The sequence below is a fragment of the Pirellulales bacterium genome, from assembly GCA_035533075.1.
Taxonomy (GTDB): Bacteria; Planctomycetota; Planctomycetia; order Pirellulales; family JAICIG01; genus DASSFG01.
Window position 1 is genome coordinate 1 of the sequence record DATLUO010000281.1, and the last position, 25,974, is coordinate 25,974.

Here is a 25,974-nt window from a genome sequence, read left to right on the forward strand (position 1 = left end):
CCTGACGCCTGAAACCTGACGGCGCTATCGGTGGGCCGGCGCTCGCAAGCTCGCTGGTCCCACCCTACGCTCTTCTTTTGCCCCGATCACGCCCCCAAGGCCGCGGCGGGCACGGGAAACGATTCGCACAGCTCGCGCACCTCGCCGCGCACGCGCCGCGCCAGGCCGGCGTCGTCGGCCGAGCGCAACACCTCCATGATCCAGCCGCCGATGCGCGTCATCTCGTCGGGTCCCATGCCGCGCGTGGTGAGCGCCGGCGTGCCGATGCGAATGCCGGAGGGATCGAGCGGCTTGCGCTGGTCGTAAGGAATCATGTTCTTGTTGACGGTGATGCCGCAACGGCCGAGCGCCTCTTCGGCCTGCTTGCCGGTCAGGCCGATGGTGGTCACGTCGGCCAGCATCAAGTGGTTGTCGGTGCCGCCGCTGGCGAGTTTCAGTCCGCCGGCCACCAGCCGCTGGGCCAGGGCTTTGGCGTTGTCGATGATGCGCCGCGCGTACTCTTTGAAATCGGGCCGCAGGGCCTCGGCGAAGCAAACCGCCTTGCCCGCGATGACGTGCATCAACGGCCCGCCTTGCAGGCCGGGGAAAACGCTGCGGTCGATGTCTTTGGCATAATCGCCGCGGCACATCGTCATGCCGGCCCGCGGACCGCGCAGCGTCTTGTGTGTGGTGGTCGTGACAAAGTCGGCGACCGGCACGGGGTTATGGTGCAGTCCCGCCGCCACCAGTCCGGCATAGTGGGCCATGTCGACGAACAGCTTGGCCCCGCAATCTTCGGCGATCTCGGCGAAGCGGTCGTGCGGAATCTCGCGCGGATAGGCACTTGCCCCGGCCACGATCATCTTCGGCTTGTGCTCGCGGGCCAGCGAGGCGACCTGGTCGAAGTCGATCAGGTTCGTGTCGCGCGTCACGCCGTAGCTGATGAAGTGGTACAGCTTGCCCGACAGGTTCAGCTTCATGCCGTGCGTCAGATGGCCGCCGTGGGCCAGGTCGAGTCCCAGCACGGTGTCGCCAGGTTCCAAGGCGGTGATGTACACCGCCTGATTGGCTTGGCTGCCGGAATGGGGCTGCACGTTGACGTGTTCGGCGCCGAACAGGGCCTTGGCCCGGTCGCGGGCCAGCTCTTCGACGCGATCGACGCATTCGCAGCCGCCGTAATAGCGCCGGCCGGGATAGCCCTCGGCGTACTTGTTCGTCAGCACGCTGCCCACGGCCTGCATCACGGCCGGGCTGACGTAGTTCTCGCTGGCGATCATTTCCAGGCCGTCCTGCTGGCGGTCGATCTCGCCGGCGATGGCGGCCCAAACGTCCGGGTCTTCTTGCTCGATGAAGTTCATGATCGCCTTACTATAACGGAGGCGTGCGGCCCGTGGCCAGTAGGCCAATCAATCGTAGTCGATGGCCCCATCCCCTGGAACCGGCGCCCCATTCATGGCAAGATGGAGCCTCGTCGCGGTGCGCATTCCCAAAAACATCAATCGTGGCCGATGAGTAAACGTGTTGCCGTAATCTTGGCGGCCGGAAAAGGGACCCGGATGAAGTCCGATCTCCCCAAGGTGCTGATCGAGGTCTGCGGACGCCCGATGATCGACTACGTGCTCGATGCTCTGGCCGAGACCGCTGTCGATCGCGTGCTGGTCGTGGTCGGCTATCGGGCCGATCTCGTGCGGCGGGCCCTGGCGGACCGGCCCCAGGTCGAATTCGTCGAGCAGACGGAGCAGCTCGGCACGGGCCATGCCGTGATGGTCTGCCGCGAGGCCCTCGCCGGACATGAGGGTGCCGCGCTGATCGTGACGGGCGACTCGCCGTTGGCCCAGCCCGACTCGCTGCGGCGGCTGCTTGAAGACTTCGACCGCGACCGGCCGGCCTGCTTGCTGGGCACCGCGCACAAGGAAGACCCGCACGGTCTGGGGCGGATTGTCCGTGACGCGCGGGGCGAGTTTGAGCGGATCGTGGAAGAAAAAGACGCCAGCGACGACGAGCGGCGGATCGGCGAAGTCAATATGAGCTGCTACGTTTTCGCCGGCCCCGACCTGCTTTTTGCACTCGACCATATCCGTCCGGCCAACCGTCAATCAGAATACTATTTGACCGACTGCCCCGGCGTATTGAAGGCGGCGGGCAGAACGGTGCGGGCGTTGCCGGTGCTCAAGCCGATCGAGGCCCTCAGCATCAACACCCGCGAAGAACTGGCGGCCGTCGAAGCGGTCGTGCGCAGCGGCCGGCACCGGGCCGGTTTTTGACTGCTGCTTGGTAATCCGCATGACCTACGTTAGGAACCCATGAACGACTTGAAGATTTTCAGCGGCCGGGCAAACCGCGAGCTGACCACGCGCATTTGCGAATATCTCGGCTTGCCGGTCGGCGCCGTTTCGATCGGCAATTTTCCCGACGGCGAAATTTCGTGCAAAGTCGACGAGGACGTGCGCGGCCGCGACGTGTTTCTGGTGCAGCCCACGTGTCCGCCGGTCAACGAAAACCTGATGGAGCTGCTGATCATGATCGAGAGCTGCATGCGGGCCAGCGCCGAGCGGATCACGGCCGTCGTGCCGTATTACGGCTATGCCCGGCAAGACCGCAAAGACGAGGGCCGCGTGCCGATCACCGCCAAGCTGGTGGCGAACCTGATTACGCGGGCCGGGGCCGACCGCGTGCTGGCGATGGACCTGCACGCCGCTCAAATCCAGGGTTTTTTCGACGTGCCGGTCGACCACCTTTACGCCTCGCCGGTGCTCAACGACCATTTCGCCCGCATGAAGTTTTCTGAGGACGAGTTGGTGGTGGTCAGCCCCGACGAAGGGAGCACCAAGCGGGCGCTGGGCCACGCCAAGCGGCTGGGCACGCGGCTGGCGATCGTCGACAAGCGGCGGTCGAGCGCCGAGAAGACGCGGCAAGAGTACATCATCGGCGCCTCGGTCGAGGGCAAAATCGCGCTGATGTTCGACGACATGATCAGCACCGGCAGCTCGATCTGCGGCGCCGCCAAGAAGGTGCATGAGGCGGGCGCCCGCGAAGTTCACGTGGCCGCCACGCACGGCGTGCTCTGCGGCAAGGCGATCGAGAACATCGAAAAGGCGCCGATCAAGAGCATGGTGATCACCGACACGATCCCCCTTTCGCCCGAAAAAAAGCTCCCCAAAATCCAAGTGCTGACCGTGGCCCATCTCTTGGGCGAGGCGATCAAGCGCATCCACCGGAACGAATCGGTGAGCAAGCTTTTTGTTTGATCGCGGTCGTGCGCCGTCACGTACGGGCACCACAACACTTCTTGAATTTTTTGCCGCTGCCACATGGGCAAGGATCGTTGCGTCCGACCCGTGGCGCCCGAGCGGGCAGCGGCCTGGCCGCCATGGGTTCGCGAAGCGCGGTGACGGACGGTGCCGGCGACGTGGGGAGACCAGCCAACAAGGGAACCCGCCTCTCGGCGGGCGATGGCCTGGGTTTCTCTTGAAAACTGGCCCAATGTCGCAGCTCCTCGATGGTGTCCTCGATCGGCGTTGGCGGGCACTCGTCGAGAGAGCCGCGAATCTGCGCCTCGCCCTCCGCCAGGCTTTGCTCGATGTACGGCAAACTGATGATGCTGGGATCGGCAACGCCGCGCCGGTAGGCTTCGCGAATGTCTTCCATCGCTTCCCGCGGAGCGAAATCCGCCAATTCAGAAATGAGGCCGCCGGCAATCTTGTGATCGTTTTCGTCGATTGCCCGCCGCAGAAGCTGCTGCAATCGCCGGACGGCCTCGTCGCGCTCCATGCGGCCGTCGCGCACCAGGTGTAGGTAGGCGTTGGCGGCGGCCCAGCGGACGTACTCATTCAATGCTCGGTCGCCAATCAGCGCGTCGATCGCTTCCGGCCGCTCGCCCGAGAACAGGACCAGCGCCCGCGGGAGCGCGGAATGTACGGCCTCACCGAACAAGTCGAAAGGCAAGTCACCGGGCAGCGAAAACGCCTCGACCATAACCGGAAGCGCTTCCGCCACCTTGAACTCAAGCAGCAGGAAGAGGGCGAAGAAGTGGGCGTTGCCTTTGGGCGGCTCGCCGGCGCGGGCCAGGGCGACCGCGCTTCGGATGACCTCGATGAGTCCGGGAATCATCAAATCGCGGTGCTTGCGGGCCTGGCGAATCGCCTCCTCCGGCAACCGATGAACGCCCGCGTCGAGCTCAGCCAAGATGTGTAACGACCCCGCCTGCGCGGCCAACGACGCCGCTTCGTCGGCCAGATCGAGCAGGCGTCGCAGATCAGCCTCGCTGAAGCTTTGATCGTCGCCTTCGTGCGGCGGCGAGTACCGAGCAAGCTTCTCCCGAACGCGGGTCAGGCCTGCTGACAACTCCTCAGCGCCTTCGTCGAGATCAGCACGCAGCAGTTCCGAAAACGCCTCGACGACCCGAGTCAAACGTTCGTAGTTCGGCAGCGACGCATCGCGGATCACGGCCTTTAATTGCCCCGCTTGTTCGATGAGATCCGGCATCGTCGTCCCTCCATCTCGTTGTCGAAGTAGGATACACCACTAATGCCCTAATGATACCGGCGTTTGGCAAGATTGCTCGTCCTGCACCCCTTTCCCAGCCTCCCGTAGAACTGGCCTGTGCCCGAATGGCCGATTCTCGCTAGAATCCCGGCCCACCGTAATGGACGTTGCCAACGGTGGGCCGGCGCTCGCAAGCTCGCTGGCCCCACCTTACTGCTTCCCTGTGCCAAAAAGGCCGTGCTGCCCTGTACCCTGAACCCCGGACGCCCCGCAGGCGGCGGCTGTTTGAATGACGACGGTCCAGACGGACATCTCCACAACATCTCCACCGGCCGCCGCCGCGCGCTCGCCTCGCAGGCGCTTTATCCGGCGCGCCTGCTTGCTGGCCCTTGCCGTCGCGGCCGCGTATGCCGGATGGTGGGCCTTCTGGCACCACCACGCGAAGCGCTTCCAGGAGGTCCGCAAGGGCGTTTTCTATCGCGTCGCGCAGCCTTCGGAGCTCGGCTTTCGCTATCTGGTCAACGATGTGGGCGTGAAGACGGTGCTCAGCGTGCAGCTTTACGACTTTCGGCTGCGCCGGGGGCTGGTGAGCTTTGGCCCGACCGATGGCTGCCGCGAGTCGGAATACGTCGAGCAGCTTGGTGCCCGGCCGGTGCAGTGGCCGATGGGCGTCGAAAAAAGCTGGCCGTGGCTCACGCCCTGGCAGTTCGAGCAGTTCTTCCGGCTCATGGACGATCCCGATAATTGGCCCGTGGCCGTTCACTGCCAAGGCGGGCGTCACCGCACGGGCACGCTCTCGGCCCTGTTTCGACTGGAATACGATCGCTGGCCGGCCGATCGGGCCTTGGCCGAAATGTACTCGTTCAAGTTCGGCGGAGCGATCCGGCTGCAAGAACACAACCTCCGCACCTATCTGCCGCGGCCGCACCCCGATGCCGCTGAATGGAACTCACTGGCGAGCTTCTGCTCGGCGCTTGTGGCCGGTCCGTGCGCCGATTACGAGGAACTTGTGCGGCGGTTGCGCGCCCTTCGCGAGGCGTTGAGGAGCAAGGCCGCACAGCATGCCGATGCAGGGTGGGACCAGCGAGCTTGCGAGCGCCGGACCACCGATAGCCACGTGCATGATGGTGGGCCGGCGCTCGCAAGCTCGCTGGTCCCACCCTACGAAGCCGGCAGTCTGCCGGAAGTCGACGAGCAGTTGTCAAACTACATCCAGCACGACGGGCACTTCGCCATTCCGCTAACCCAGCGGTTGATCGACCAGCCCGACGACCCGCTGGTGCCTGTCGTGGCGGCCAAGGCGGCGGCCAGCGTCGAAAGCCTCGATGCGGGCAGAGCGAACTGGTCGATGGCGGCCGCCTTGCTGGCCGATTTCGGCGGCCAAGACCAGCAGCGGCGGCTGCGAGCGGCATTGAGCGATGCGGCGTTTCAGCAAGCGTCGCCCGAACGCTTCGACGCCTTGGTCGACGGCGTGACGAACCGCTACACACCCAACCGCATCGCCTTTCTGGTGCCGCTGCTGGAGAACGAGGCAGGGCACCTTCGCGACGGTGCGCGGCAGTATCGCTATTGCGATACGGCGGTGGCCCGGCTCTCGGCGATCGTCGACGAGAATTTTCCCGACATCGTGCCGGGCTGGGGCATCGACGCCTGGAACAACGGCCGCGTGGCGGCGCGTGCGTGGCTGGCATCGCATCCGGCGGAGACCGAGCTTCGGCCGCTTGTGCCTGCCTCGGGCCAGACCGAGGTCTTGCCCGGCGACCCCGCACCGCGCGAGGATCTCAGCCGGGCAAAACTTTGAGGCTTTTCAGATGTAAGGTGGGACCAGCGAGCTTGCGAGCGCCGGCCCACCGTAAGCGACGTCTTTCACGGTGGGCCGGCGCTCGCAAGCTCGCTTGCCCCACCTTACGCCTACTGGCCAAGACCAAAAACCCAAGACCAAAGACCTTCTACTTACGATACCTCTGCTTGGACTTGCGCGAGGAGGTCTTTCCGCTGCCGTTCGAGCCGGGCGGCGAACTGAGGCGGGCGGCAGATTCACCTCCCGCGGTGCCGCCGCTCTGCGGGGCCGGTTTGGGCAGCAGCTTGCGCTCGGCGATGCCCCAGAGGCTCGAAGCGATGAAGTACAGGCACAGGCCGCTGGCCACCTTGAAGAACATCACGCCCATGAAGATCATCATCCATTGCATCATCTTCTGCTGCATGGCCGCCTGCTCGTCGGTGGGCGGCGGCAAGAACATCTTTTGCTGCACGATGAACAGCGCGATCGTCAGCAGCGGCAAAACGTTCAGATAGGGACCGAGCCAGCCGGCGGCCTCGTCGGTGAGCATGTCGATCGGCAGGTACGGCTTCCAATACCAGAGCATGTCGGGGGCGCCGAGGTTCGAACACCAGCGGACCGACTCGCTGATCAGCGGCGCCTGCCGCAACTCGATGTCGACGGCCAACGAGCGGTACAAACCCAGGAAAATCGGCAACTGCACCAGCGCCGGCAAGCAGCCGCTGAGCGGATGATAGTCGTGCTTGCGAAAGAACTCGCGTTGGGCGCGCATCCGCTCTTCGGGGTTCTTGTATTTGTCGGCCAGCTTTTTCAGTTCCGGCTGCAGCTCCTGCATCTTGGCCGCGTTGAGCGCCTGCTTGCGGCTGAGCGGAAACATGCCGGAGCGGACCAGCACCGTCAACATGATGATGGCCAGGCCATAGTTGCCGACAACCCCATAAAAAAAGTGCAGGATGGCCAGCATCGGCCTGGAGACCCAGCCAAACCAGCCGTAGTAAACCAAGTCGCCCAAGCCATAGGGCCGCACATACTGATCCAAGAGATCCGGGCGCTTCGGTCCGGCGAAGATCTGGAACTCCTGAGCCAGCGGTTTCTCCGGTTCCAGCGTGGCCACGTCGCTGATCAGGCGGCAGGAAACGTCGACCAGCTTCTTCTTGTATTTGTCGGCGGGCACTCGGCCGACCCGCAACGGCAGCAATTCCTTGAATCTCACCGACGCGTCGCCCGGCACCTTCGGAATCAACATCGCGGCGACGTATTGAGCATCGACGCCGGCGTAGACCAGGTCGACTTCCGTGTACGGTTTGGGTAGCTCGTCTTCGGCGAAGCGGACCGCATTGACCTGATCGTACTGAAAGCGTTTGTTGAGAATGCGGCCGATCGCCAGGTCGCGTATGCCCGGTGATCCGGACTGCCCGATTTTCGTGTTGAGCGAGTACCACCAGCCCTCGATGGGCAGCCCGGTGGGGCCGTCGAGCCGGTAGGCCACCTTCTTGCCCTTTTGGCCGAGGTTCTCGACTTCCACGCGCAGATTCAGATGATAGGCCGGCGCGTGCAGGTCGTCTTGCTGCTCCGGCGTCAGTCGAGCGATGCTGTAGGTCTTGACGACCCGCAATTGCTCCTTGTCGAGCAGATACTCGAACGACACCTCGTCGGGCTTCGCGGGGTCGCGCGGAAGCACGGTCCAGTTGGAGGTCCGCAGGCGCAGGCCGGGCAACTCTTCGTCGCCGGCCGCCAACGTCTTGTCGCCGATCTGGTTCAGGGTCAGCAGGAAGGAAAGCGGATCGGACCCTTCGGGCTTGACCACCTCCAAGGGGCGCCGGGCAAGCTTGGCGTTCAACGTTTTCTTTTTGCCCGCGCGATCGACGGTGAGCGTCACCGAATCGCCCGGCTTGTGCCGCTGCAAAAGATCGCCGAATTGCCTGACGGCAATGACGGTATCGTCATCCACCGCCGTGACGACGTCGCCCGGCTTCAGCCCGGCCCTTGCCGCCGGCGTTGCGTCGCCCACCACGCGGACGAGATACCCGGCCTTGTCCGGCGGCCTGGCTCCTTCGAGATGCCCGATGTAGCCGCTGCGGTCTTCCAGGTCGTGAAAGCGGGGACTGTTCAGCTCGATGCGTTGGACGGCCGCGCCACGGCTGGTGATCGTCGCTAGCATGCGATAGGGATCGTCGGGGTCCGCCGAGCCGAGCGTCGCGAACACCAGCTCCGGTTCCTTGCGCGCGGGTTCGGCCGGGGCGGGGCCATCTTTTTCGGCCTGCCGCTCATGCTTTTGCGCTTCGGCCTTTTGCTTGTCCGCTTCGGCCTTTTGCTTGTCCGCTTCGGCCTTTTCCTGTCCGGCTTGGGGCGTCTTTTCGGCCTTCTTGACCGCTTCTTTGGCCGCGACTTGCGCCGGCTTTTTCGGCGGCGCGGGGGGTCGATTCTTCTGCATCCACCACAGCGCGGCGAAATTGCAGACGATCACCAGGGCCGACAGCGCGAAAAATAGGATGTATCGCTTAAGCATCCGCTCTCATTTCTGAATCCAGTCCGTGCGCCAGAGCGAGCCACGACGCTTCCTCGCCCCATGCTGTTCGTCGGACTCGGGCCGTTCTTGTGCCGAATCTTCCACTGCGGACGGCGTTTGGTCAACGGCCCTCGCGGAGCCGGTCGCCCAAAAAATTGTCCAGTTCCGGCGTGGCGTAGATTTTCTCGATCGTCTTTTCGAACGGATACTCGATGCGGCGGAACTTGACCAGATCGTCTTCGAGCACCACGTAGCAGGCGCGCGGGTCGCCGTCGCGCGGCTGCCCCACGGACCCCACGTTGATCATCGTCTTTTCCGTCGTCAGACGATATTGATAGCCCATCTCCTCCGGGCTGAAAAACGAGCAGCTTTGCGTGAACACGCCCGGCACGTGGGTGTGTCCCTGAAAACAGTGCTGTTCGATCAGCGAAAACAGTTTTTCCATTTTTCGTTGATTATAGATGTCTTCAGGAAAGACGTATTCGTTCAAGGGATTGCGGGCCGAGCCGTGGACGAACAGAAAGCCGTTTTCGCGCCGGTTGCGGGGCAGCTCGCCCAGAAAATCCCAGCGGACGGCGTTCTCAGCCGGCTTGCCCGGCCCGATCTCCAGTTGGTCGCGGGTCCAAAAGATGGCCCGTTCCGCGCCGGAGTTGAAGCCTTCGGGGTCGAACAAGGCGCCCTGATCGTGATTGCCCAGGATGCAGACATTCATCGTCATCACCCGGTCGATGCACTCGCAGGGATTCGGCCCGTAGCCGATAATGTCGCCCAGGCAGTAGATTTCAGTAATCCCCTGCGACTCGATATCGGCCAGCACGGCCTCGAGTCCCTCGAGATTGCTGTGGATATCGCTGATCAAGGCACGCTTCACGCCCGTCGACCTTATTGGTTAGAAGAACTGGCGCGCCACGAGCGCGCCCCGGCCGCCAAAAAATCGCCACAAACCCAACGCGCAGTCTAAGTTAGCGACCCACGGCGGTCAAGCCATCGGCCCGCTGGTTCCCGCGGCGTCAGGCATCAGGCATCAGGTTGTTTGTCTGACGCCTGACGCCTGAAACCTGACGCCTTAAATCGTGGGCCGGCGCTCGCAAGCTCGCCGCCCCCACCTTACGATTATATGCCGGCGGCACGCGAGTCTATTCCACGGCAGGACAATTTTGCACATTTTGGCCCTCGAAACCAGCGGAACCAGCGGCAGCGTGGCCGTTTTTGACGACGGCAACGTCTTGGCCGAGGTGCGGCTAGAGCCCGCTCAGCGCAGCGCAAGAGTGCTGGCACCGGCTATCAAGCGGCTCATCGAGCAGGTCGCCTGGAGGCCGGCCGACGTGGATTTGGTGGCCGTTGCCATCGGCCCCGGCTCGTTCACGGGGCTGCGTGTCGGCGTGACGACTGCCAAAACGTTCGCCTACGCCGTCGGCGCGGAGGTCTTGGCCGTCAACACGCTGGAGGTCATCGCGGCCCAGGCCACGACGGCGGGCCACGGCGAGCTGATTGCCGCGGCCATCGACGCCCAGCGCGGCGACGTCTACACGGCGACGTTTCGCCGCCGCGCGCCGTTGGGTCTCGAAATCGTCGTCCCGGTGAGCATTCGCCGCGCTGACGAATGGATCGCCGGCTTGTCGGCTGGCACGCTGGCAACCGGGCCGGCGCTGGAAAAGCTGTTGCCGCGATTGCCGGCTGACGTGGCTGTTGCCGCCGGAGAACTCTGGTTTCCCCAGGCGAACATGGTTGGCCGGCTGGCGGCCGCGAAGCACGCCGCCGGGCAGCGCGACGACCTCTGGCGGCTGGCGCCCCTTTATCTGCGGGCCAGCGCCGCCGAAGAGAAGGCCGCTCGCCAAGGCGGCGATTGACAGATGGCCGTCGAAACGGCGCTGGCTGGGGCAGAGATTGGCCACGCTCTTCCTGGGCCGGTGAAAACTTGGGCTATTGCATGGGTTGACGGCATTTTGCTTAAAGGGTTTTTGTTCCGGCGAAGCGTAAGGCGGGGCAACCTCGCTGGCCCCGCGCTACGCGCCGGCCGCCACCGGCTCTTTCCGCTTGATCATCAGCACCTCGTTGCCGAGATCGTTGTACGTCACCTCGTCCATGAACATCCGCATCAGCACCAGGCCGCGACCGCCTTCACGCGCCAAGGGGGCCGGATCGTCGGAATCGGCCACCGGCATGACGTCGAAGCCGGGGCCTTCGTCGCGGACCAGCAACCGCAATTCTTCGGGCGAAATGTGTACTTTGACGAAAATCTTTCGTTCGCAGTAGGGAGCCTGGCCCCGACGCTGTTCGGCCACCCCCATGCTCAGGCCTTGCAACAGGTTGGCGCGGTCTTCCTGCATCTGCTCGAAGCTCAGCTCCAGGTTGCCGCGATAGAGCGCGTTGAGCAACGCTTCTTCCAGGGCGATGCCGATCCGCACTCGACCGGTAGTGTCGCAAAGCTGCACCTTATCGACCAGCCGTTGCACCACGTCCACCAACGGGTCGATCAGTTCCGCGTCGTTCTCCAAGTTCAGGGCAAACTCGGTCCAGGCCAGACACTGCGCCAGCCGGTCGAGGTTGTGGTCGGCCCGCGACACCGCCAGCACCTGCTCGACCGTGTCGACCAGCTTTTCCGGCAGGACCGATTTGGGCACATAACTCGCCGCGCCCGCTTCCAGGGCTTCGACGGCCAAATCTTCGCTGCCGAAGGCCGTCATCAGCACGACGGGCACGCGCGGATGGTGCATCCGCACCCGGCGGATCAGCCCGAGCCCGTCCAATTCGGGCATCTGCAAGTCGGTGACGACGATGTCCGGCTCGCGCCGCTTGAGGTACTCCAACGCGGCCACGCCGTTTTCGGCGGTCTCGACGCTGAGCGTCGTTCCCTGGCTCAACAGCAGGCTGGCCAAACGGCGATCGACGGGCGAATCGTCGACGACAAGAACAGAAGGCATCCGCGCGCCTCTTTAAAAAAATGGTTTCACGTCAATAGACCGCTGACGTGGCCGGGAGTCAAGTTTTTTGAAGGGTTCAGGCTTCATGTTCCGCAAAATAGAGCCCGGCGTAGACCTTCGGGTCGATCAGCACGTCGCGGCTCGCTTGCTCCTGGAGCCACTTCGCCACGCGATCGAGCCCAATGGCATGCACCTCGATCTGTTCCGATTCAACCCCGCCCCCGGCGGCAACCTGTTTCAGCCCCCTTGCCACCACCATGGCCACCAACTCAGTCGCCAGCCCCGACGTGGGCGGACCCATCGCCATCACGTGGACGCTTTCCGCTTCATAGCCGGTTTCCTCCAGCAGCTCGCGCCGCGCGGCCGTTTCCAGATCGTCAGTCTGCTGACCCTCGATGTCGCCCACCAGTCCGGCCGGCAGCTCGATCACCCGTTTGCCGACGGGGATTCGATACTGCTCCGCCAACAGCAGCCGCCGGTCGTCAGTGACGGCCACGATCACCACCGCACTCGTGGCTTTCGTCCGCTCGGCATATTCCCAATGCCCCTCGCGGACCAGCCGCAGGTGCTTTCCTTCCGCCAGAATCACACGACTGTTCTCAGTGTTCGATGGTTGGCTCATAAACCTCGTTCTACTTTACCTAGCCGTAAAATCCTCACGCGCGGCCGGTCTGCGCGCCGATGTTTTTTGTCGGAAAGGAGTCCGCATGCACCTCTCTGCCACCCAATCCGCGCAGAACCCCGGCTCGACCGACACAAACCAGTTCGCCGGAAACGCCAGCCCCTTCTCCCATCAATCGTACACTGCCGAGGCACCGTGTGTGCCCTGCCATTATTTGCGGGCCGCCGCATCGCCGGCCGGCGGACCGGCGGAGTTTCGACGCCGAATGCGGGCGGTCGGCGACATTCTGGCCGCGTCGCGGGTGGGCGCAATCTACCTGGTGCATGGTTCCTTCGCCGCGCTCGATTCGCTGAGCATCCTATCGTCGCTGGCGCGCCATTACCTTGCCGGTCGGAGAATGATCTCCCGCATTGCGTCGCAGATCGTCGATGCCGACGTCCGCGACGCCGGGAACTATACGCCACGCTACGCGGAGGTGTTCGAAGCGGCGACGGGCGGTCGCACGCCCGTGCGATTGGTCTCCTGGTCGAGCGAAAACCACCACCTTGGGCGGGCAGACGCCGCGGTGCGGCTGCTCGACGAGCTGGCGTCGTTGGAGCTGTCGGGCGGCCAACGCGTCATGTTTTGGGGGCACGGGCATGCCGGCAACGTGTTCGCCATGATGAGTCAGCTTCTGTCGGCTGAACCGGCGGTCGTCGAGCAGTTCTTCGCGGCTGCGTCGGTCTATTACCGCTGGCCGATGGCCGGGCTGGTCGATATCCCCGTCTGGCAGCGAGTGCGGCAACTCCTCACGCGTACACGGCACCGCCTTCAGCAGCGGCCGTGCGACTACGTGACGTTCGGCACGCCGGTGCGCTACGGTTGGCGGCTCCGCGACGACGACCGGCTGCTGCACTTCATTCACCATCGGCCGAGTGGCGGGCGGGCGGGGCACCTGGCCGCGTTTCCGGCCCGGCCGCAGGATTTCGAGCAGGCCGCGGGCGGCGATTACTTACAGCAAGTGGGTATTGCGGGAACCGACGCGCCGCCGTCGCCGCTCGCCTGGCGGTCGTGGTTGGCCAATCGCCGGCTGGGCAGGCTCTTGGCGCCCAGTTACGGCCCGCACGACCTGGCCGACCGGCTGCAAACCGGCGCGCGCGTTCCCGACTGCGGCACGACGCTGTTGGTCGATTATGGCACTTCCTTCGGGCCGTTGTCGGAACACCTGGCGGGCCACGCCGTTTACACGCGGCCCGAATGGCTCTTGTTTCACGCCGAGAAAGTCGTCGAGCACCATTATGGCGGGAGCGACGCCCGGACTCAGGCCGCGTAGTGCTGACACTGCTGACACTTGAACCGTTTGACGTCGGGATACGGCCGACATAGAATCGAGATTCTGTGAACTTTTACGTCACTGTGGTCCGTATTTCTCGCCCTGTGGGAGACAGCGTCAATGAAGAAGGCAGAGATGAAGGTGTACAAAGAGCGGCTCCTGGCGTTGCGCGCGCGTCTGCGCGGCGATGTCAACCAGATGGCCGATGCCGCCCTGCGTAAGAACCGCATGGATGGTGGGAGCGAAATCTCCAGTATGCCGATTCACATGGCGGACCTGGGCAGCGACAATTTCGAGCAAGAGTTCACGCTCAGCCTGTTGGAAAACGAGGGGGGCACTCTCGACCTGATCGAGCTGGCATTGGAGCGGATCGAAGACGGCACCTACGGCGATTGCGACGAGTGCGGATCGAAAATTCCCAAAGCCCGGCTGAACGCGCTGCCCCACGCGCCGCACTGCGTGAAGTGCGCGGGGCAAGTCGAACGCGGGTAACGCCTGCCATGAAGGTGGTTCCTGGTAACCGGTATTGGGCGTTCCTTGCCATCGCGGCCGCCGGCTGCGCCGCCGACCTGGCCTCGAAGGCCTGGGTGTTTGCGTTGCTGGGGGCGCCGGGCGGCCGCACGCTGTGGATCTGGCGCCCTTTTTTTGGGTTGCAAACCAGCCTCAACCAAGGCGCGCTGTTCGGCATGGGGCAGGGCATGGTGTGGCTGTTTGCCCTGCTGTCGCTGGCCGCGGCGGTCGGCATCGTCTATTGGTTGTTCGTGGTGGGGGCCGCGGTCGATTGGCGGCTGACGCTGGCTCTGGGCGCGATCATGGCCGGCATTCTGGGCAATCTGTACGACCGGCTTGGTCTGTGGGCCGTGCCCGGCCGGCCGGACCAGCGGGTCTACGCCGTGCGCGACTGGATCTTGTTCAAGTACCAGAACTGGACGTGGCCGAACTTCAATCTGGCCGACAGCTTTCTCGTCTGCGGCGCGGCGATTTTGATGTGGCACGCCTTCCGCTCGCAGCCCAAGGCCGACGCCGCGGCGCGCAGCGTCGAGGGCGCGTAGCGCTCCGCGCGCATCGACAATTCCTTCAGATCCGCGACGGCGCCGCCGATATTCTAGTGCTTGTTACCAATTCATCCTTGTAAGAGGCGCTGCGGATGTCGACGCATTCCATCGAACCTGGTCAACGGCTGAAAGTGCAATCGGGATTCAAAACGGGCTTTGTTCAAGTGCTGGCGGAAGCGGTCGTGCCGGCGGGCTATTGGGTCTGCCGCGAGGAGGGTTCGGGGCAGCAACGGGTGATCGCACAAACGGCTCTATTCCCCATCGCCGCCGGTCCGCTCGTCGTCGACGCCCCACCCGTGCCGAGCGCAGCCACGCCGGCCGCGGCCTGAGTGCAGCCGCACTTAGGCGTTACCGTTGTAAGACACTTTGCGCCGCCAACGTCCAGCGGCAGCCAGCACCGCAAGGCCGCCCGCCATGAGCGATAACGTCGACGGCTCGGGGACGACGGAAGGGCCGGATAGGGTGTACTGCGAGAGCGTCGGGGTTGACGAGTCGATGTTCGCAAACAGTACCGAATCGAAGCCAGACGGGTCCGTAGTGGCGACGGGCACGAAGGTGTTGGCGTCGAGGATGGAAAAGCTGAATGTGTCCGGAACGCCCCCGGTATTGAATTCAGTGGCAGCAGATCGTTCGCTTCATCGTTGCACCTTTGGCGATTGGGTGATGGAGGTAAGGTATTGCCGTAACTGAAACCTGGAGGCGATTGGCTGGGGCGTCGGGTCGCTGAGCCGGGCTCTTAGCTCGTGTGCTGCGTGAAGTATTCGTCGGAGCCGGTGAACCCGGCGATAATGTCTTCATTTCTCTTGCCGTCGGCGAACTGCCCCAGCCAGTAATTCCAGGCCGCTGGGGTCGGCGGCGCGGCCCAGGTAATGGAAATAGTCGTCGTTCACCAGCAGCGAATCGTTTTCTTGACTGGCCGTGATCTCTTGCGCTACCCGAAGGCGCGATTGCCCGTTGGCTAACTGCCGGCTCCAATAACCTTCGCCGCCGGCGTCGGGCGTGCGGCCCAGAACCCGCTTGTAAACGGCGTCGATCCAGTCGAGGTTGGTGCCGCCGGCCTTCGCGAAGAATTCGTCGGTGGCCACGATTTCGGCCTCCACACCCTGATCGGTGAGACCGGCGTCCATTTGAGCGGCCAACGATTGAACCTCGGAGTCTTGGGCCGGCCGGCCGAGCAGCTTCAAGAAGTCGGGCCGGATCACGAAATTGGCGTAGTATTCGTCGCTGTGCGCGATCGCCTCGGCCACGCTGCCGGCGTTGCGTAACGCCAAGCGGCGGGGATAACAAGGGCGCGTGGGCGGCGCGAGCCCGCGCCGCTGAGAATCCGGCCGTGCTCAACGCACCGGTGGAGGCCCGGCCGCGGTGGCGACGATGGCCCGGCCGGCCCGTCTTGCGCATGCTACACGCGGCCTGCCTTGCGGCGCCGTCGAGCAGCGCCGGCCAGCGCCACGAGCCCGAGCGCCGTCAACGTGAAGGTCGATGGCTCGGGCGTGACCGTCACCGGGGTGGGATTGAAGCTACCTGCGGAGATCGAAATTGAGTCCGCGTTGATGTCGGTGAAGAAAGTGCTCGGATTGCTAACGCTGTTGTAAGGTACGAGGCTGACGCTGAAGGTGTCGCCCAGAGGCGGCGCGGAGTTCGTCAGGGTGGTGACGGGCAGCATCGCCAGAAGTTCCGGCGTGGTACTCAACGGCACGAAGAAGTTCGTATTATTCGCTTCGTCGCCGCCAGCAAATGTGGTGGTCGTGCTCGCAGTGCCCAATGGGTTGGCAAAAGCTTTGTCGCCGCTCGCGCCGAAGAAGACGTAATTCAAATTATTGAAGGTGGGGTCGACCGACGGGGCCGGAGAATTGACGAATTGCACCGCCGTCGATCCGTTCGTGGTGATTTGAAACTCGAAGCTTGTCGCGGCCAGGTCCACTGTGCCGCTGTCGGTATTGATATAGACGGGAAGATAATCCACCGGACCGCCCGGCGTTACCAGCGAGCTGCCGACGGTGACGATGATCGCGGCTTGCGCGTGGGCCGCGCAGGCGAGAAAGACGGCGCACAAACAAAACCACGATCGTAAACGCATCTCACACCTCTCAGTTGTCAGCGCCCCGCGCGTTATCGGTTATCGAGCTGTTACAGCCGCTCACATTGTCATTCGCGGCGACGCAACAGTCAAGCAAATGACTCAATCATCAATGTGCAGGCCGGCCGCCAGCGTGCGGCCCACCGACTTGGCGGCCAAGAGCCGGTCGTTGGGCGTCACCGCGCCGGCGCCGTTGATGTCGTCGTTCAATAGCGGACCCGTCTCGCCCACCGCGGAGCTGATGGCCGCCACGTCGGCCGCGGTGACCTCGCCGATTGGATTGCCGCTGACCGTCGAGCCCGTCGTCGTGGCGCCGCCGGTCGGGTTGCCGATCACGTCGCCAAAGAGGCGATAAAAGTCCTCCTCGATGTCATGCTGGCCGGTGCCGTCGGGGTTGATGAGCAGCTTGTAATAGCCGTCGTCGAGAATCAGCTTCGGCCAATAGGCCAAAAGGGCCGGCAGGTTTTCATCACCGCCAATCCCTCCCGCACCGAAGTCGATGGCCATCACGTGGTCGACCAGCGCGATCTTGTTCGTCAGGTCGATGTCGCCCAGGAACGTCTTGCCGTCCAGGCCGAAGTGTTCCAGCGTCACGTGGGCCGCGTCGAGCGTCAGATTGGAAACCGGCTCATTGAACGTCAGGTCGAGATAGCGAATGTACGAGCGTTCCTCCAGTCCCTTTTCGACGACGAACGAGGTGACGGCGGGCGACACGCTTCCGCTCGTGACCGTGGCCGTGGGCGATACGGCCACGGCCGGCGAGGTGTCGTGCGTGATCGTGACGCTGGCCGTGTAGGTGCCCGGCTCGGCGTAAGTGTTTGTGCCGCTGACGGTGAACACGCCGTTTGCCACGCTGATCGTGCCGGCCGAGTTTTGGCCGTCGCCCCAGTTGATCGTGGCGGTGTAATCGGTCGTCGCTTCCGCACCGGCCGGATCGGTGAAGGTGGCCACATTGACCGTGGCCGGCGCGCCGGCCGTCGCCGAAATGGCCACCGCCGCGGCGCGGACGCTCGGATCGCTGACGGTGGCCGTGCCGGCGATGGTGGCCGACGTATTGGCATTGCTGATCGTGACGCTCGAGGTGAACGTCCCTTCCTCGGCGTAGGTGTGGCCGCCGGAGACGGTGAACCCGGCGGCCTGGCTGCCCGAAATCGTGCCGGCCGACGACTGGCCGTCGCCCCAGGCGATGCTGGCGGTGAAGTCGCCGGCCGCGACCAGGAGATCGGCGTCGGTGAAGGTGACCACGGTCACGAGGCCGGTGGCGGCCCCTTCGGCGGCCGTGAAAGCCTGGCCGGCGGCGGTCACGGGCACGACTTCATAAGCGCCGATATCGACGGTGCCGCCCTCAATCCGTGGCAAGCCGCGCTGGTCGGTGGTCAGTGCGTTGCCGTTGGCGTCGACGGCCAGGGCGTTGGAGCCGGCGTTGATGGCCGGGCTGCCGGCCAGCAGGGCCACCGTCTCGGTGGGGCCGCCGTTGTTGGCCAGCGGGCCGATCTCGGGGTTCACGTTCAGCACGTTGTTGGCGCCGGCGATCGTGGCGCCCGCGGTCGTGCCGATCAGGCTGTAGTTGGCCGTGAAGGCGTCGCCGGCGAGGTCGTTGGCGACAGCGGCGCCGCCGCCTTGGAAGTTGCCGGCCACGACGGTGTTGTTCACGTTGAACTCCACCTGGTCCGCGCTGCCATAGCCGAGACTTTCGAAGTAGGCGCCTCCACCGCCGGCCGAGGCTGTGTTGGCGGTATTGGCGGTGTTGGCGGTGACCGTGCAATTGATGAGCGTGAACGTGTACGGCGCGCTGAACACGCCTCCGCCGTCGTTGCCGGCCGTGTTGCCGTAAAGGGTCGAGTTGATCGCCGTCACGAAGCCGCCCGACTCGGGATCGTAGGTGGTCCCGTTGGCGATGCCGCCGCCGTCCTCCGTGGCGGTGTTGCCGTTGATAGTGCAGCCATCCACGATGAGCGTGCAGAGAAACTCGGCTTCGATGGCGCCGCCATAACGGGAGGAGTTCGCTGTAAAGGTGCTGTTGTTAACCGTGACGACGCCACCGGAGTCGTCGAGGGCGCCGCCGCGGCCAGAGGCCTGATTGCCGGTCAGGACGCAGTCGTCCAAAGTCGTGTTCGACTCCACGTCCGTGTAGATGGCGCCGCCGTAACCCGCGACGTTGTCGGAAAAGGCGCAGTCGACCAAAGTCAGCGACCTGCCGCCGGAGTCATTCGCAATGGCGCCGCCGTGACTCGCGGTGTTGCCCGACAAGGTGCAGCCGGTCACCGTCGCCACGGCGGCGTTGTAGATGCCGCCGCCGTCGTAGCCGTCTGGGGCGGAGTTGTCGTCGATGGTCGAGCCCGACACGTTCAGCGTGCCCGCGTCGTTCGAGATGCCGCCGCCGTAGGGGCCCGAAGCATTGCCCGTGATCGTGCAGCCTGTGATCGTCAGCACGCCCGTGTTGTTCTCGATGGCGCCGCCCGTGTAGGTTGCCGAGTTGCCCGAGAACGTGCAGCCGGTGACCGTGAGCGTGCCGCCGGTGTTCTCAAGGGCGCCACCCGCGTAGGCGCCCGTGTTGCCGGAGAGCGTGCAATCGGTCAGCGCCAGGCTGCCGTTGCTGCTGATGCCGCCGCCGGTGATCGTCAGGCCCGACAGCGAGACCGTGCTGCTTTGGACGCCGCTGGGAGAGTTGGATCTGACGTCGAACACGCGGCCCTGGTTGTCGCCGGCCACGGTCACCCCCGCGGCCGGCGCGGTGATCGTCACATCGTCGGTGGCTTGCAGGGCGCCGCCGGTCAGGGTGATGGTCTGGTGCGTGGCGAACACAGTCGGATCGAAGGTGATGGTGTTGTCGAAGCCGGCCGTGTTCACGTCGATCAGCTCGAGCGCCTCGCGCAAAGAGAGGTGGCCGAAGCTGTAGTTGCCGTCGTTCTCGTCGGAGGTGGTGGAGACCACCAGGTGCAGGTCTTGATACTCGAAGGCGCCGATGTCGACGCTTGTGCCGGCGACGCGCGCGAAGGGGGCGCCCCGCTGATCGTACATCAGGGGGTTGCCGGCGGGGTCCACCGCCAGGGCGGTGGAACCGGCGTCGATGGCCGGGCTGCCGGGCAGCAAGGCGAACGTCTCCGTGGGTCCGCCGCCGTTGAGACTCGGATAAGGCGCCAGCTTGGGATTTTGGTTGAGCACGTTGTCGGCCCCGCCGATCGTGGCGCCGGCCGTGTTGCCGATCAGGCTGTAATTGGCCGTCGCGGCGCCGCCGACGTCGGTGGCGTTGCCGGCCACGAGCGTGTTCGCCAAGCTCACCGTGCCGCCGGTGTTGTCGATGCCGGCGCCGCAACCCGTCACAGTGACGTTGGTCAGCGTGACCGAACCGCCGCTGACGGTGACGCCGTCGAGGGCCTCGGAGATCGTGCAGTTGGCGAGCGTCACATTGCCGCCGGAGACGGACAGGGCGCTGCCGGCAAGAGTCCCGCTGAAACCGGTGGAAGCGGCGGTGTCGAGGAACGAGTTGAGCAGTGTGGCTGTCGCGGCCGGCCCGTTGTCGATGCCGTCTTGCGTGGTCGAGTTTGTCAGCGTCAAGCTGCCGAGGTTCGTGACGCTGGAGGCCAGGACCATATCGGTGATGGTCGCCGTGCCGGCGTTGTAGATGCCTTCCTGCTCGAAGTATACTCTGCAGTTGGTCAGCGCGACGACGCCGCCGCTGGCATTGTAGAGGCCGCCGCCGTTGCCGTTGCCGTCGCTCTGTTCGTAGGAGAGATCGCAGCCCGTCAGTGTCACCGTGCCGCCGTTCTCGTTGGCGATGCCGCCGCCGTTTCCGCCGATGAAATTGGAATCGAAGGTCGTGTTGGCCGCCGTCACGACGCCGCCGACGTTGTCGAGGCTGCCGCCGTCGCCGCCGCTGACGTTGGCGTCGGTGCCGGGAAATACGTTGCCGTAATTGGTGGAGACGCTGCCGAGATTGGAGCCGCTGATCGTCAGCGCGCCCGTGTTGTAAACTCCTCCACCTCCTCCATTGGCCACGTTGTTGATGACGGTGCATTGGTCGAGCGTCAAGGCGCCGCTGTTGTCGATGCCGCCGCCATTGCCGGCGGCGTTGCCGTTTTCGATGGCCAGGCCGGAGAGCGTGGCCGTTGCCGCCGCGTCGATCACGAAGACCTGGCTGGTGTTGTTGCCGCTGACCGTGAGTCCGGAGCCTGAGTAGACGATGTTGATGCTTTGACTCAGCACGAGCGGACCGTCGGCCAGCGTGATGACTCCCGTCAGTCCGGCGGCGAACTCGATCTCGTCGCCGCTGACGGCCGCGGCGATCTCGCCGCGCAGCGAGCCGTCGCCGGCGGTGAAGCCGCTGGAGTCGTTGAGATTGGTGACCATCAGGGTGATCGGTGCGGTGACGGTTACCGTCGGCGAGACGGCCACCGTCGGCGCGGTATCGTCCGCGATCGTCACCGTTGCCGTGAAGCTGCCCACGTCGGCGTAGGTGTTCGTTCCGCTGACGGTAAAGACGCCATTGCCGTCCGGGCCGCTGATCGTGCCGGCCGAGGTGTGGCCGTCGCCCCAGACGATCGTGGCGCTGTAATCGGCCGTCGCTTCCGCTCCGGCCGGATCGGTGAAGGTGGCCACGTTGACGCTGGCCGCGAAGCCCGCGACGGCCGCGGTCGGCGACGGCGTGGCGTTCACCGCCGGGTCGCTGACCGTCGCCGCGCCCGCGGCCGTGGCCGAGGTGTTCGCATCGCTGATCGTGACGCTCGCGGTGTACGTGCCATCTTCCGCGTAGGTGTGGCCGCCGGAGACGGTGAACCCGGCGGCCTGGCTGCCCGAAATCGTGCCGGCCGACGATTGGCCGTCGCCCCAGGCGATGCTGGCGATGAAGTCGCCGGCCACGACCATGGGATCGGCGTCGCTGAACGTGGCCACCGTCACGAGGCCGGTGGCGGCGGCTTCGGTGGCCGTGAAGGTCTGGCCGGCGGCGATCACGGGCACGACTTCATAAGCGCCGATATCGACCGTGCCGCCCAAAATCCGCGTCATGCCGCGCTGGTCGGTGGTCAGGGCGTTGCCGTTGGCGTCGACGGCCAAGGCGTTGGAGCCGGCGTTGACGGCCGGGCTGCCAATCAGCAGGGCCGCGGTCTGGGTGGGACCGCCGTTATCGGCCAACGGGCCGAGGTCGGGGTTCACGTTCAACAGGTTGTTGGCCCCGGCAATCGTGGCGCCGGCGGTGGTGCCGATCAGGCTGTCGTTCGCGGCGATCGTGTCGCCGGCGAGGTCGTTGGCGGTGCTGGTGGCGCCGCTGGTTTGCAGGTTGCCGGCCACGATGGTGTTGTTCAAGGTCAGCGAGCCGTAAGTCAGGCTGTTGAAATAGAGTCCGCCGCCGGCGCCGGCCTGGTTGGCCGTGAGCGTGCAATTGGTCACCATCGCCACGCCCACGTAAGAGGAAGGCGAAAGTTCAGAGCTGCCCTGGCTGTAGATGCCGCCGCCCTGAGAGGTGGCCGAGTTGCCGTACAGGGTCGAGTTGGTCACGGTCAGCGTGCCGCCGAACAAATACGCGGGTGACGAGTTGGCGATGCCGCCCCCGACAGCCGAAGCGGTGTTGTCGGCGATCGTCGAGCCCGTCACCGTCAACGTGGCGCCGAAGTAGTTGAACAGAGCGCCGCCCTCCGCGGCGGAGTTCCCCGACAGCGTGGAGTCGCTGACCGCGACGACGCCGCCGATTTCAACGTCAACCGCGCCCCCCTCGGAGGATGCCCGATTGCTCGTCAGCGTGCTGTGGTCGACGGTCGCGTGGCCCACGCTGTCGATCGCCCCGCCGACCGCGGCGGAGTTGCCGGTCAATGTCACCTGGGTCAGCGTCAGGTTGCCCATGTTATCGATCGCGCCCCCGGTGCCCCCGTGGTTGTCGGAGAGGGTGCCGCCGGTCAGAGTGGCCGAGGCGTGGTTGTAGACCCCGCCACCGTAACTGGCGGCAGTGTTGCCGTCGAAAGTGCAGGCCGACACCGTGGTGGTTCCTTCGAAGGCGATGCCGCCGCCCAGGTTTGCCGAGTTGCCGGAGAAGGTGCTGCCGCTCAGCGACAGTGTGGCGTAGTTGACGATGCCCCCGCCTTCGCCGCCGGCGGAGTTATTGTCGAAGGTGGAGCCCGACACCGTTCCGCCATACGTCGAGATGGCGCCGCCCACGTTGACGGCGGAGTTGCCGGTGAAGGTGCTGTCGGCCACGCTCAGCGGACTGCCCGCGTTCTCGATCGCGCCGCCGCCTGCGCCGGCGCCGGAGGCGGAGTTGCCGGTGAAGCTGCCGCCGCTCACGGTCAGCGAGGCGGATTCGGAGTTTTCGATCGCCCCGCCGCCCAGGGCCGAGTTGCCGCTGAAGCTGCTATCGCTCACGGTCAGCGTGCCGCCAGCGCCATTGAAGCTGGCGTTGAGAATGGCCCCGCCCACGTTGCCGTTGGTGTTGTCCGTCAGAGTGCAGCCGCTGACGATCAACGTGGCGTAGTTCACGATTCCGCCGCCCGAAATCGTCAGGCCGTCGAGCGTGACGGTGCTGGGCCGGCCGTTGGACGGAGTGCCGATTTGCAAATCGCGGCCTTGGCTGCTGTCGATGGTCACTCCCGCGGCGGGCGCGGTGATCGTCGCCTCGGCGGTCAGCAGTGGCGTGCCCTGCGTCAGGTCGATCGTTTGCGGCGTGGCAAACACGGTCGTGTCGAAGGTGATCGTGTTGTTGAAGCCGCCGACGTTCTGGTCGACGAGCTGGATGGCCTCGCGCAGCGAGAGGTGGCCGGAACTGTAATTGCCGTCGTTTTCGTCGGCGATGGTGGAGACGACCGCGTGGACGTTGTAGTGCTCGAAGGCGCCGATATCGACCTGGCCGCCGCTCACACGGGCGTAGGGCGCGCCGCGCTGGTCGGTGGTCAACGGGTTGCCATTGGGGTCGACGGCCAGTGGGACCGAACCGGCGCCGATGGCGGGGCTGGCCGCGGCGAAGGCGAAGGTCTGCGTGGGTCCGCCGTTGTTGGCCAGCGGCCCAAGGTCGGGATTCACGTTCAGCACGTTGTTGGCCCCGCCGATGGTGGCACCCGCGGTGTCGCCGATCAGGCTGTAATTGGCCGTCACCTGACCGATGACGTCGGACGAGTTCTGGCCCACGATCGTGTTGGCCAGGGCCACCGTGCCGCCGCTGTTGTCAATGCCCGTGCCGCCCTTGGCCACCGTGCTGTCGGTCAGCGTGGCCGAGCCGCCCGAAAGGTAGACGCCCGTGCCGGCCGCGGCGACGGTGCTGTTGGTCAGAATTGCCGAACCGGCCGAGATATTGATGCCCGTGCCACCCGCGTTGACCGTGCTGTCGGTCAGCTTCAACGAACCGGCGGAGAGCTCGATGCCCGTCCCGTCGATCACCATGTTGAAGGCGTTGAGCGTGGCGATCGTGGTGTTGACGGCGCCGAGCGAACCGCCGGCGACTTGGAGGCCGTCGTCGACCACCGAATTCAGCAGAGTGGTGGCGCCGGCGCTATCGATTCCGGCGCCTTGGCCGCCGCCGTTGACGTTGACGGCGAAGGTGCCGCCGCTCACCGTCAGCGTCGAAGTCGCGTCGTTGTAGATGCCACCGCCGTTGCCGCTGGCGGAGTTCTGCTCGATTTGGGAGTTGGAGATGGTCGCGGCGCCGCCGTTTTCGTTGGCCAGCGCGCCGCCGTTACCGGACGCGACCGCGCTTTCGAGCGACGAGTTGGCGAGCGACAGCGTGCCGCCGTCGTTCAAGATGGCGCCGCCGTCGCCGCCCGTCGTGCCGTTGACGAGGGTCAGACCCGTGAGTGTGGCCGCGGCGCCGGCGTCGATCTGAAAGACGCGGCTGCTGTTGTTGGCGTCGATGGTCAGGCCCGCGGTCGGCGCGGTGATGGCGACGTTTGCCGCGCTCAGCTCCATTTGGCCGCCGGTGAGCGTGATGGTCTGGGCCGTGGCGAACACGGTCGGGTCGAACGTGATGCCGTTGACCGTCGAGTTGGCGTCGGCCAGCTCGACCGCCTCGCGCAGCGACAGGTGGCCGAAGCTGTAGTTGCCGTCGTTCTCGTCGCTGGTGGTCGAAACCACCACCGTGTGGTTGAACTCATAGGCGCCGATATCGACGTTGGGGCCGACGACGCGCGCGTAGCCGGGGCCGCGCTGGTCGGTGGCCAGGGCGTTGCCGGCGCCATCCACGGCCAGGGCGTTGTTGCCGGTGTCGATGGCCGGGCTGCCGACCAAGAGGGCCAGGGTCTGCGTGGGACCGCCGTTGTCGGCCAGCGGCCCGAGGTCGGGATTCACGCTCAGCAGGTTGTTGGCCCCGCTGATCGTGGCCCCCGCCGTGTTGCCGATCAGGCTGTGATTGGCGGTCACCGGCCCAACGATGTCCGTGCCGTTGCCGAACACGATCGTGTTGGCGAGCGTCAACGAGAGTCCGTGCTTGGCGGAGATGCCCACGTCGGAACTTGTGCCCGCGGCATCGTTGTTGTCGGCGACGGTGGAGTTGGTCAAGGCCACCGTGCCCAGGTTGTTCCAGATCGCGCCTGAGCCCTCCGCCAGGTTGTCGGCGACGGTGGAATTGAGCAGCGTCAGCGTGCCCGAATCGTTGTAGAGGGCGCTGACCGCGCCTTGGTTGTTCGAGAGCGTGCAATCGGTCAAGGTCAGCGTGCCCGCGTTGTAAATGCCGCCGGCGTTGTAGAGATCGGTGCTCGGAGAAAAGCCGCCGCTCACGGTCAACCCGGCCATCGAGACCGTCGCGCCCGCGTCGACCTCGAAGACGGTGCTCTGGCCCTTGCCGCTGACCGTCACGCCGCCTCCGGCACCGACGATGCTCAGGTCTTGGTTCAGCACCAGCGGGCCGTCGGTCAGATCGATCGTGCCCGTCAGCCCCGCGGCGAATTGGACCGTGTCGCCGCTGGCGGCGGCGGCGATTTCGCCGCGCAGCGAGCCGTCGCCGGCCGTGAAGCTGCTGGAGTCGTTGAGATTGGTGACCGCGAGCGTGGTGAGCAACTGCCGCTGTTCCAGTGGCTCGATTGACATGGACTTGCGGCGTTCGAGCCCCCGCGGGCCGGAAGCGAGGGTTCCGGGCGAGAACAAAAACGGCGAGCGGCGCGCTGTCTTGCGGCGGGCCTTCGGCTTGGAGGAGCGGTCGGGGAGGGAGAGCAGGTTGGGCAGCCAGCGAAGTGCGCACATGTCGTGAGGCGTCCTGTTGCAGGGGCGGGTGGGAGCGTCGCGGCCGCATTCCAAGTCAAACCGCGCGCGAACAGC

Annotated in this window: 17 protein-coding genes; 8 read left to right on the forward strand and 9 right to left on the reverse strand. The window is 65.2% G+C overall.

From position 1 onward, the window contains the following. Positions 1-86: 86 nt before the first annotated feature. The gene (glyA, locus tag VNH11_34895) at positions 87-1,337 is read right to left on the reverse strand and encodes a serine hydroxymethyltransferase (GenBank protein ID HVA51581.1); all 1,251 of its coding nucleotides are present in this window, start codon (positions 1,335-1,337) and stop codon (positions 87-89) included. A 150-nt stretch (positions 1,338-1,487) separates the two neighbouring features. Between glyA and VNH11_34900 the strand changes: the two genes are divergently transcribed. Then, positions 1,488-2,243 (forward strand): NTP transferase domain-containing protein, encoded by a 756-nt coding sequence (locus tag VNH11_34900; protein ID HVA51582.1) that lies wholly within the window; start codon positions 1,488-1,490, stop codon positions 2,241-2,243. A 39-nt stretch (positions 2,244-2,282) separates the two neighbouring features. Then, entirely contained in the window at positions 2,283-3,227 is a 945-nt protein-coding gene (locus VNH11_34905; protein HVA51583.1) for a ribose-phosphate pyrophosphokinase, read from the forward strand. A gap of 16 nt (positions 3,228-3,243) precedes the next feature. Here VNH11_34905 and VNH11_34910 read toward each other — a convergent pair whose 3' ends face one another. Next, positions 3,244-4,464 carry a DUF1186 domain-containing protein gene (locus VNH11_34910; protein ID HVA51584.1) on the reverse strand — a complete coding sequence of 407 codons (1,221 nt, stop codon included), beginning with the start codon at positions 4,462-4,464 and terminating at the stop codon, positions 3,244-3,246. A 379-nt stretch (positions 4,465-4,843) separates the two neighbouring features. Here VNH11_34910 and VNH11_34915 point away from each other — a divergent pair, with 379 nt between their 5' ends. Beyond that, positions 4,844-6,265 carry a tyrosine-protein phosphatase gene (locus VNH11_34915; protein ID HVA51585.1) on the forward strand — a complete coding sequence of 474 codons (1,422 nt, stop codon included), beginning with the start codon at positions 4,844-4,846 and terminating at the stop codon, positions 6,263-6,265. 148 nt (positions 6,266-6,413) lie between these two features. On the opposite strand, the gene VNH11_34920 is transcribed toward VNH11_34915, so the two are convergent. Together VNH11_34920 and VNH11_34925 are read right to left on the reverse strand one after the other, a co-directional pair. Continuing rightward, positions 6,414-8,753, reverse strand: a complete 2,340-nt coding sequence (locus tag VNH11_34920) for a YidC/Oxa1 family insertase periplasmic-domain containing protein (GenBank protein HVA51586.1) — start codon at positions 8,751-8,753, stop codon at positions 6,414-6,416. A 121-nt stretch (positions 8,754-8,874) separates the two neighbouring features. After that, positions 8,875-9,624 (reverse strand): metallophosphoesterase family protein, encoded by a 750-nt coding sequence (locus VNH11_34925; protein HVA51587.1) that lies wholly within the window; start codon positions 9,622-9,624, stop codon positions 8,875-8,877. Positions 9,625-9,910: 286 nt separating this feature from the next. Between VNH11_34925 and tsaB the strand changes: the two genes are divergently transcribed. After that, on the forward strand, positions 9,911-10,603 hold the full coding sequence (tsaB, locus tag VNH11_34930) for a tRNA (adenosine(37)-N6)-threonylcarbamoyltransferase complex dimerization subunit type 1 TsaB (protein HVA51588.1): 693 nt from the start codon (positions 9,911-9,913) through the stop codon (positions 10,601-10,603). A gap of 156 nt (positions 10,604-10,759) precedes the next feature. Here tsaB and VNH11_34935 read toward each other — a convergent pair whose 3' ends face one another. Together VNH11_34935 and VNH11_34940 are read right to left on the reverse strand one after the other, a co-directional pair. After that, positions 10,760-11,677: a response regulator gene (locus VNH11_34935; protein ID HVA51589.1), complete on the reverse strand. Its 918-nt coding sequence runs from the start codon at positions 11,675-11,677 to the stop codon at positions 10,760-10,762. A gap of 76 nt (positions 11,678-11,753) precedes the next feature. Next, positions 11,754-12,299, reverse strand: coding sequence for an NUDIX hydrolase (locus VNH11_34940; GenBank protein HVA51590.1), 546 nt, complete (start codon positions 12,297-12,299; stop codon positions 11,754-11,756). Positions 12,300-12,384: 85 nt separating this feature from the next. On the opposite strand from VNH11_34940, the gene VNH11_34945 reads away from it, so the two are divergent. The 4 genes from VNH11_34945 to VNH11_34960 all read left to right on the forward strand — a co-directional run bounded on the left by VNH11_34945 (position 12,385) and on the right by VNH11_34960 (position 14,995). Next, positions 12,385-13,611, forward strand: coding sequence for a hypothetical protein (locus VNH11_34945; GenBank protein ID HVA51591.1), 1,227 nt, complete (start codon positions 12,385-12,387; stop codon positions 13,609-13,611). Positions 13,612-13,731: 120 nt separating this feature from the next. Beyond that, complete coding sequence (locus VNH11_34950; protein HVA51592.1) at positions 13,732-14,103, forward strand: TraR/DksA family transcriptional regulator; 372 nt, start codon at positions 13,732-13,734, stop codon at positions 14,101-14,103. A gap of 8 nt (positions 14,104-14,111) precedes the next feature. Beyond that, the gene (gene lspA, locus VNH11_34955) at positions 14,112-14,663 is read left to right on the forward strand and encodes a signal peptidase II (GenBank protein HVA51593.1); all 552 of its coding nucleotides are present in this window, start codon (positions 14,112-14,114) and stop codon (positions 14,661-14,663) included. Between the two features lie 95 nt (positions 14,664-14,758). Further along, the gene (locus VNH11_34960; protein ID HVA51594.1) at positions 14,759-14,995 is read left to right on the forward strand and encodes a hypothetical protein; all 237 of its coding nucleotides are present in this window, start codon (positions 14,759-14,761) and stop codon (positions 14,993-14,995) included. Positions 14,996-15,460: 465 nt separating this feature from the next. Here VNH11_34960 and VNH11_34965 read toward each other — a convergent pair whose 3' ends face one another. The 3 genes from VNH11_34965 to VNH11_34975 form a co-directional block, all read right to left on the reverse strand. After that, positions 15,461-15,937, reverse strand: a complete 477-nt coding sequence (locus VNH11_34965; protein ID HVA51595.1) for a DUF4214 domain-containing protein — start codon at positions 15,935-15,937, stop codon at positions 15,461-15,463. A 128-nt stretch (positions 15,938-16,065) separates the two neighbouring features. Beyond that, on the reverse strand, positions 16,066-16,719 hold the full coding sequence (locus VNH11_34970) for a PEP-CTERM sorting domain-containing protein (GenBank protein ID HVA51596.1): 654 nt from the start codon (positions 16,717-16,719) through the stop codon (positions 16,066-16,068). Between the two features lie 126 nt (positions 16,720-16,845). Beyond that, positions 16,846-25,746, reverse strand: coding sequence for a choice-of-anchor Q domain-containing protein (locus VNH11_34975; protein HVA51597.1), 8,901 nt, complete (start codon positions 25,744-25,746; stop codon positions 16,846-16,848). Positions 25,747-25,974: the final 228 nt, after the last annotated feature.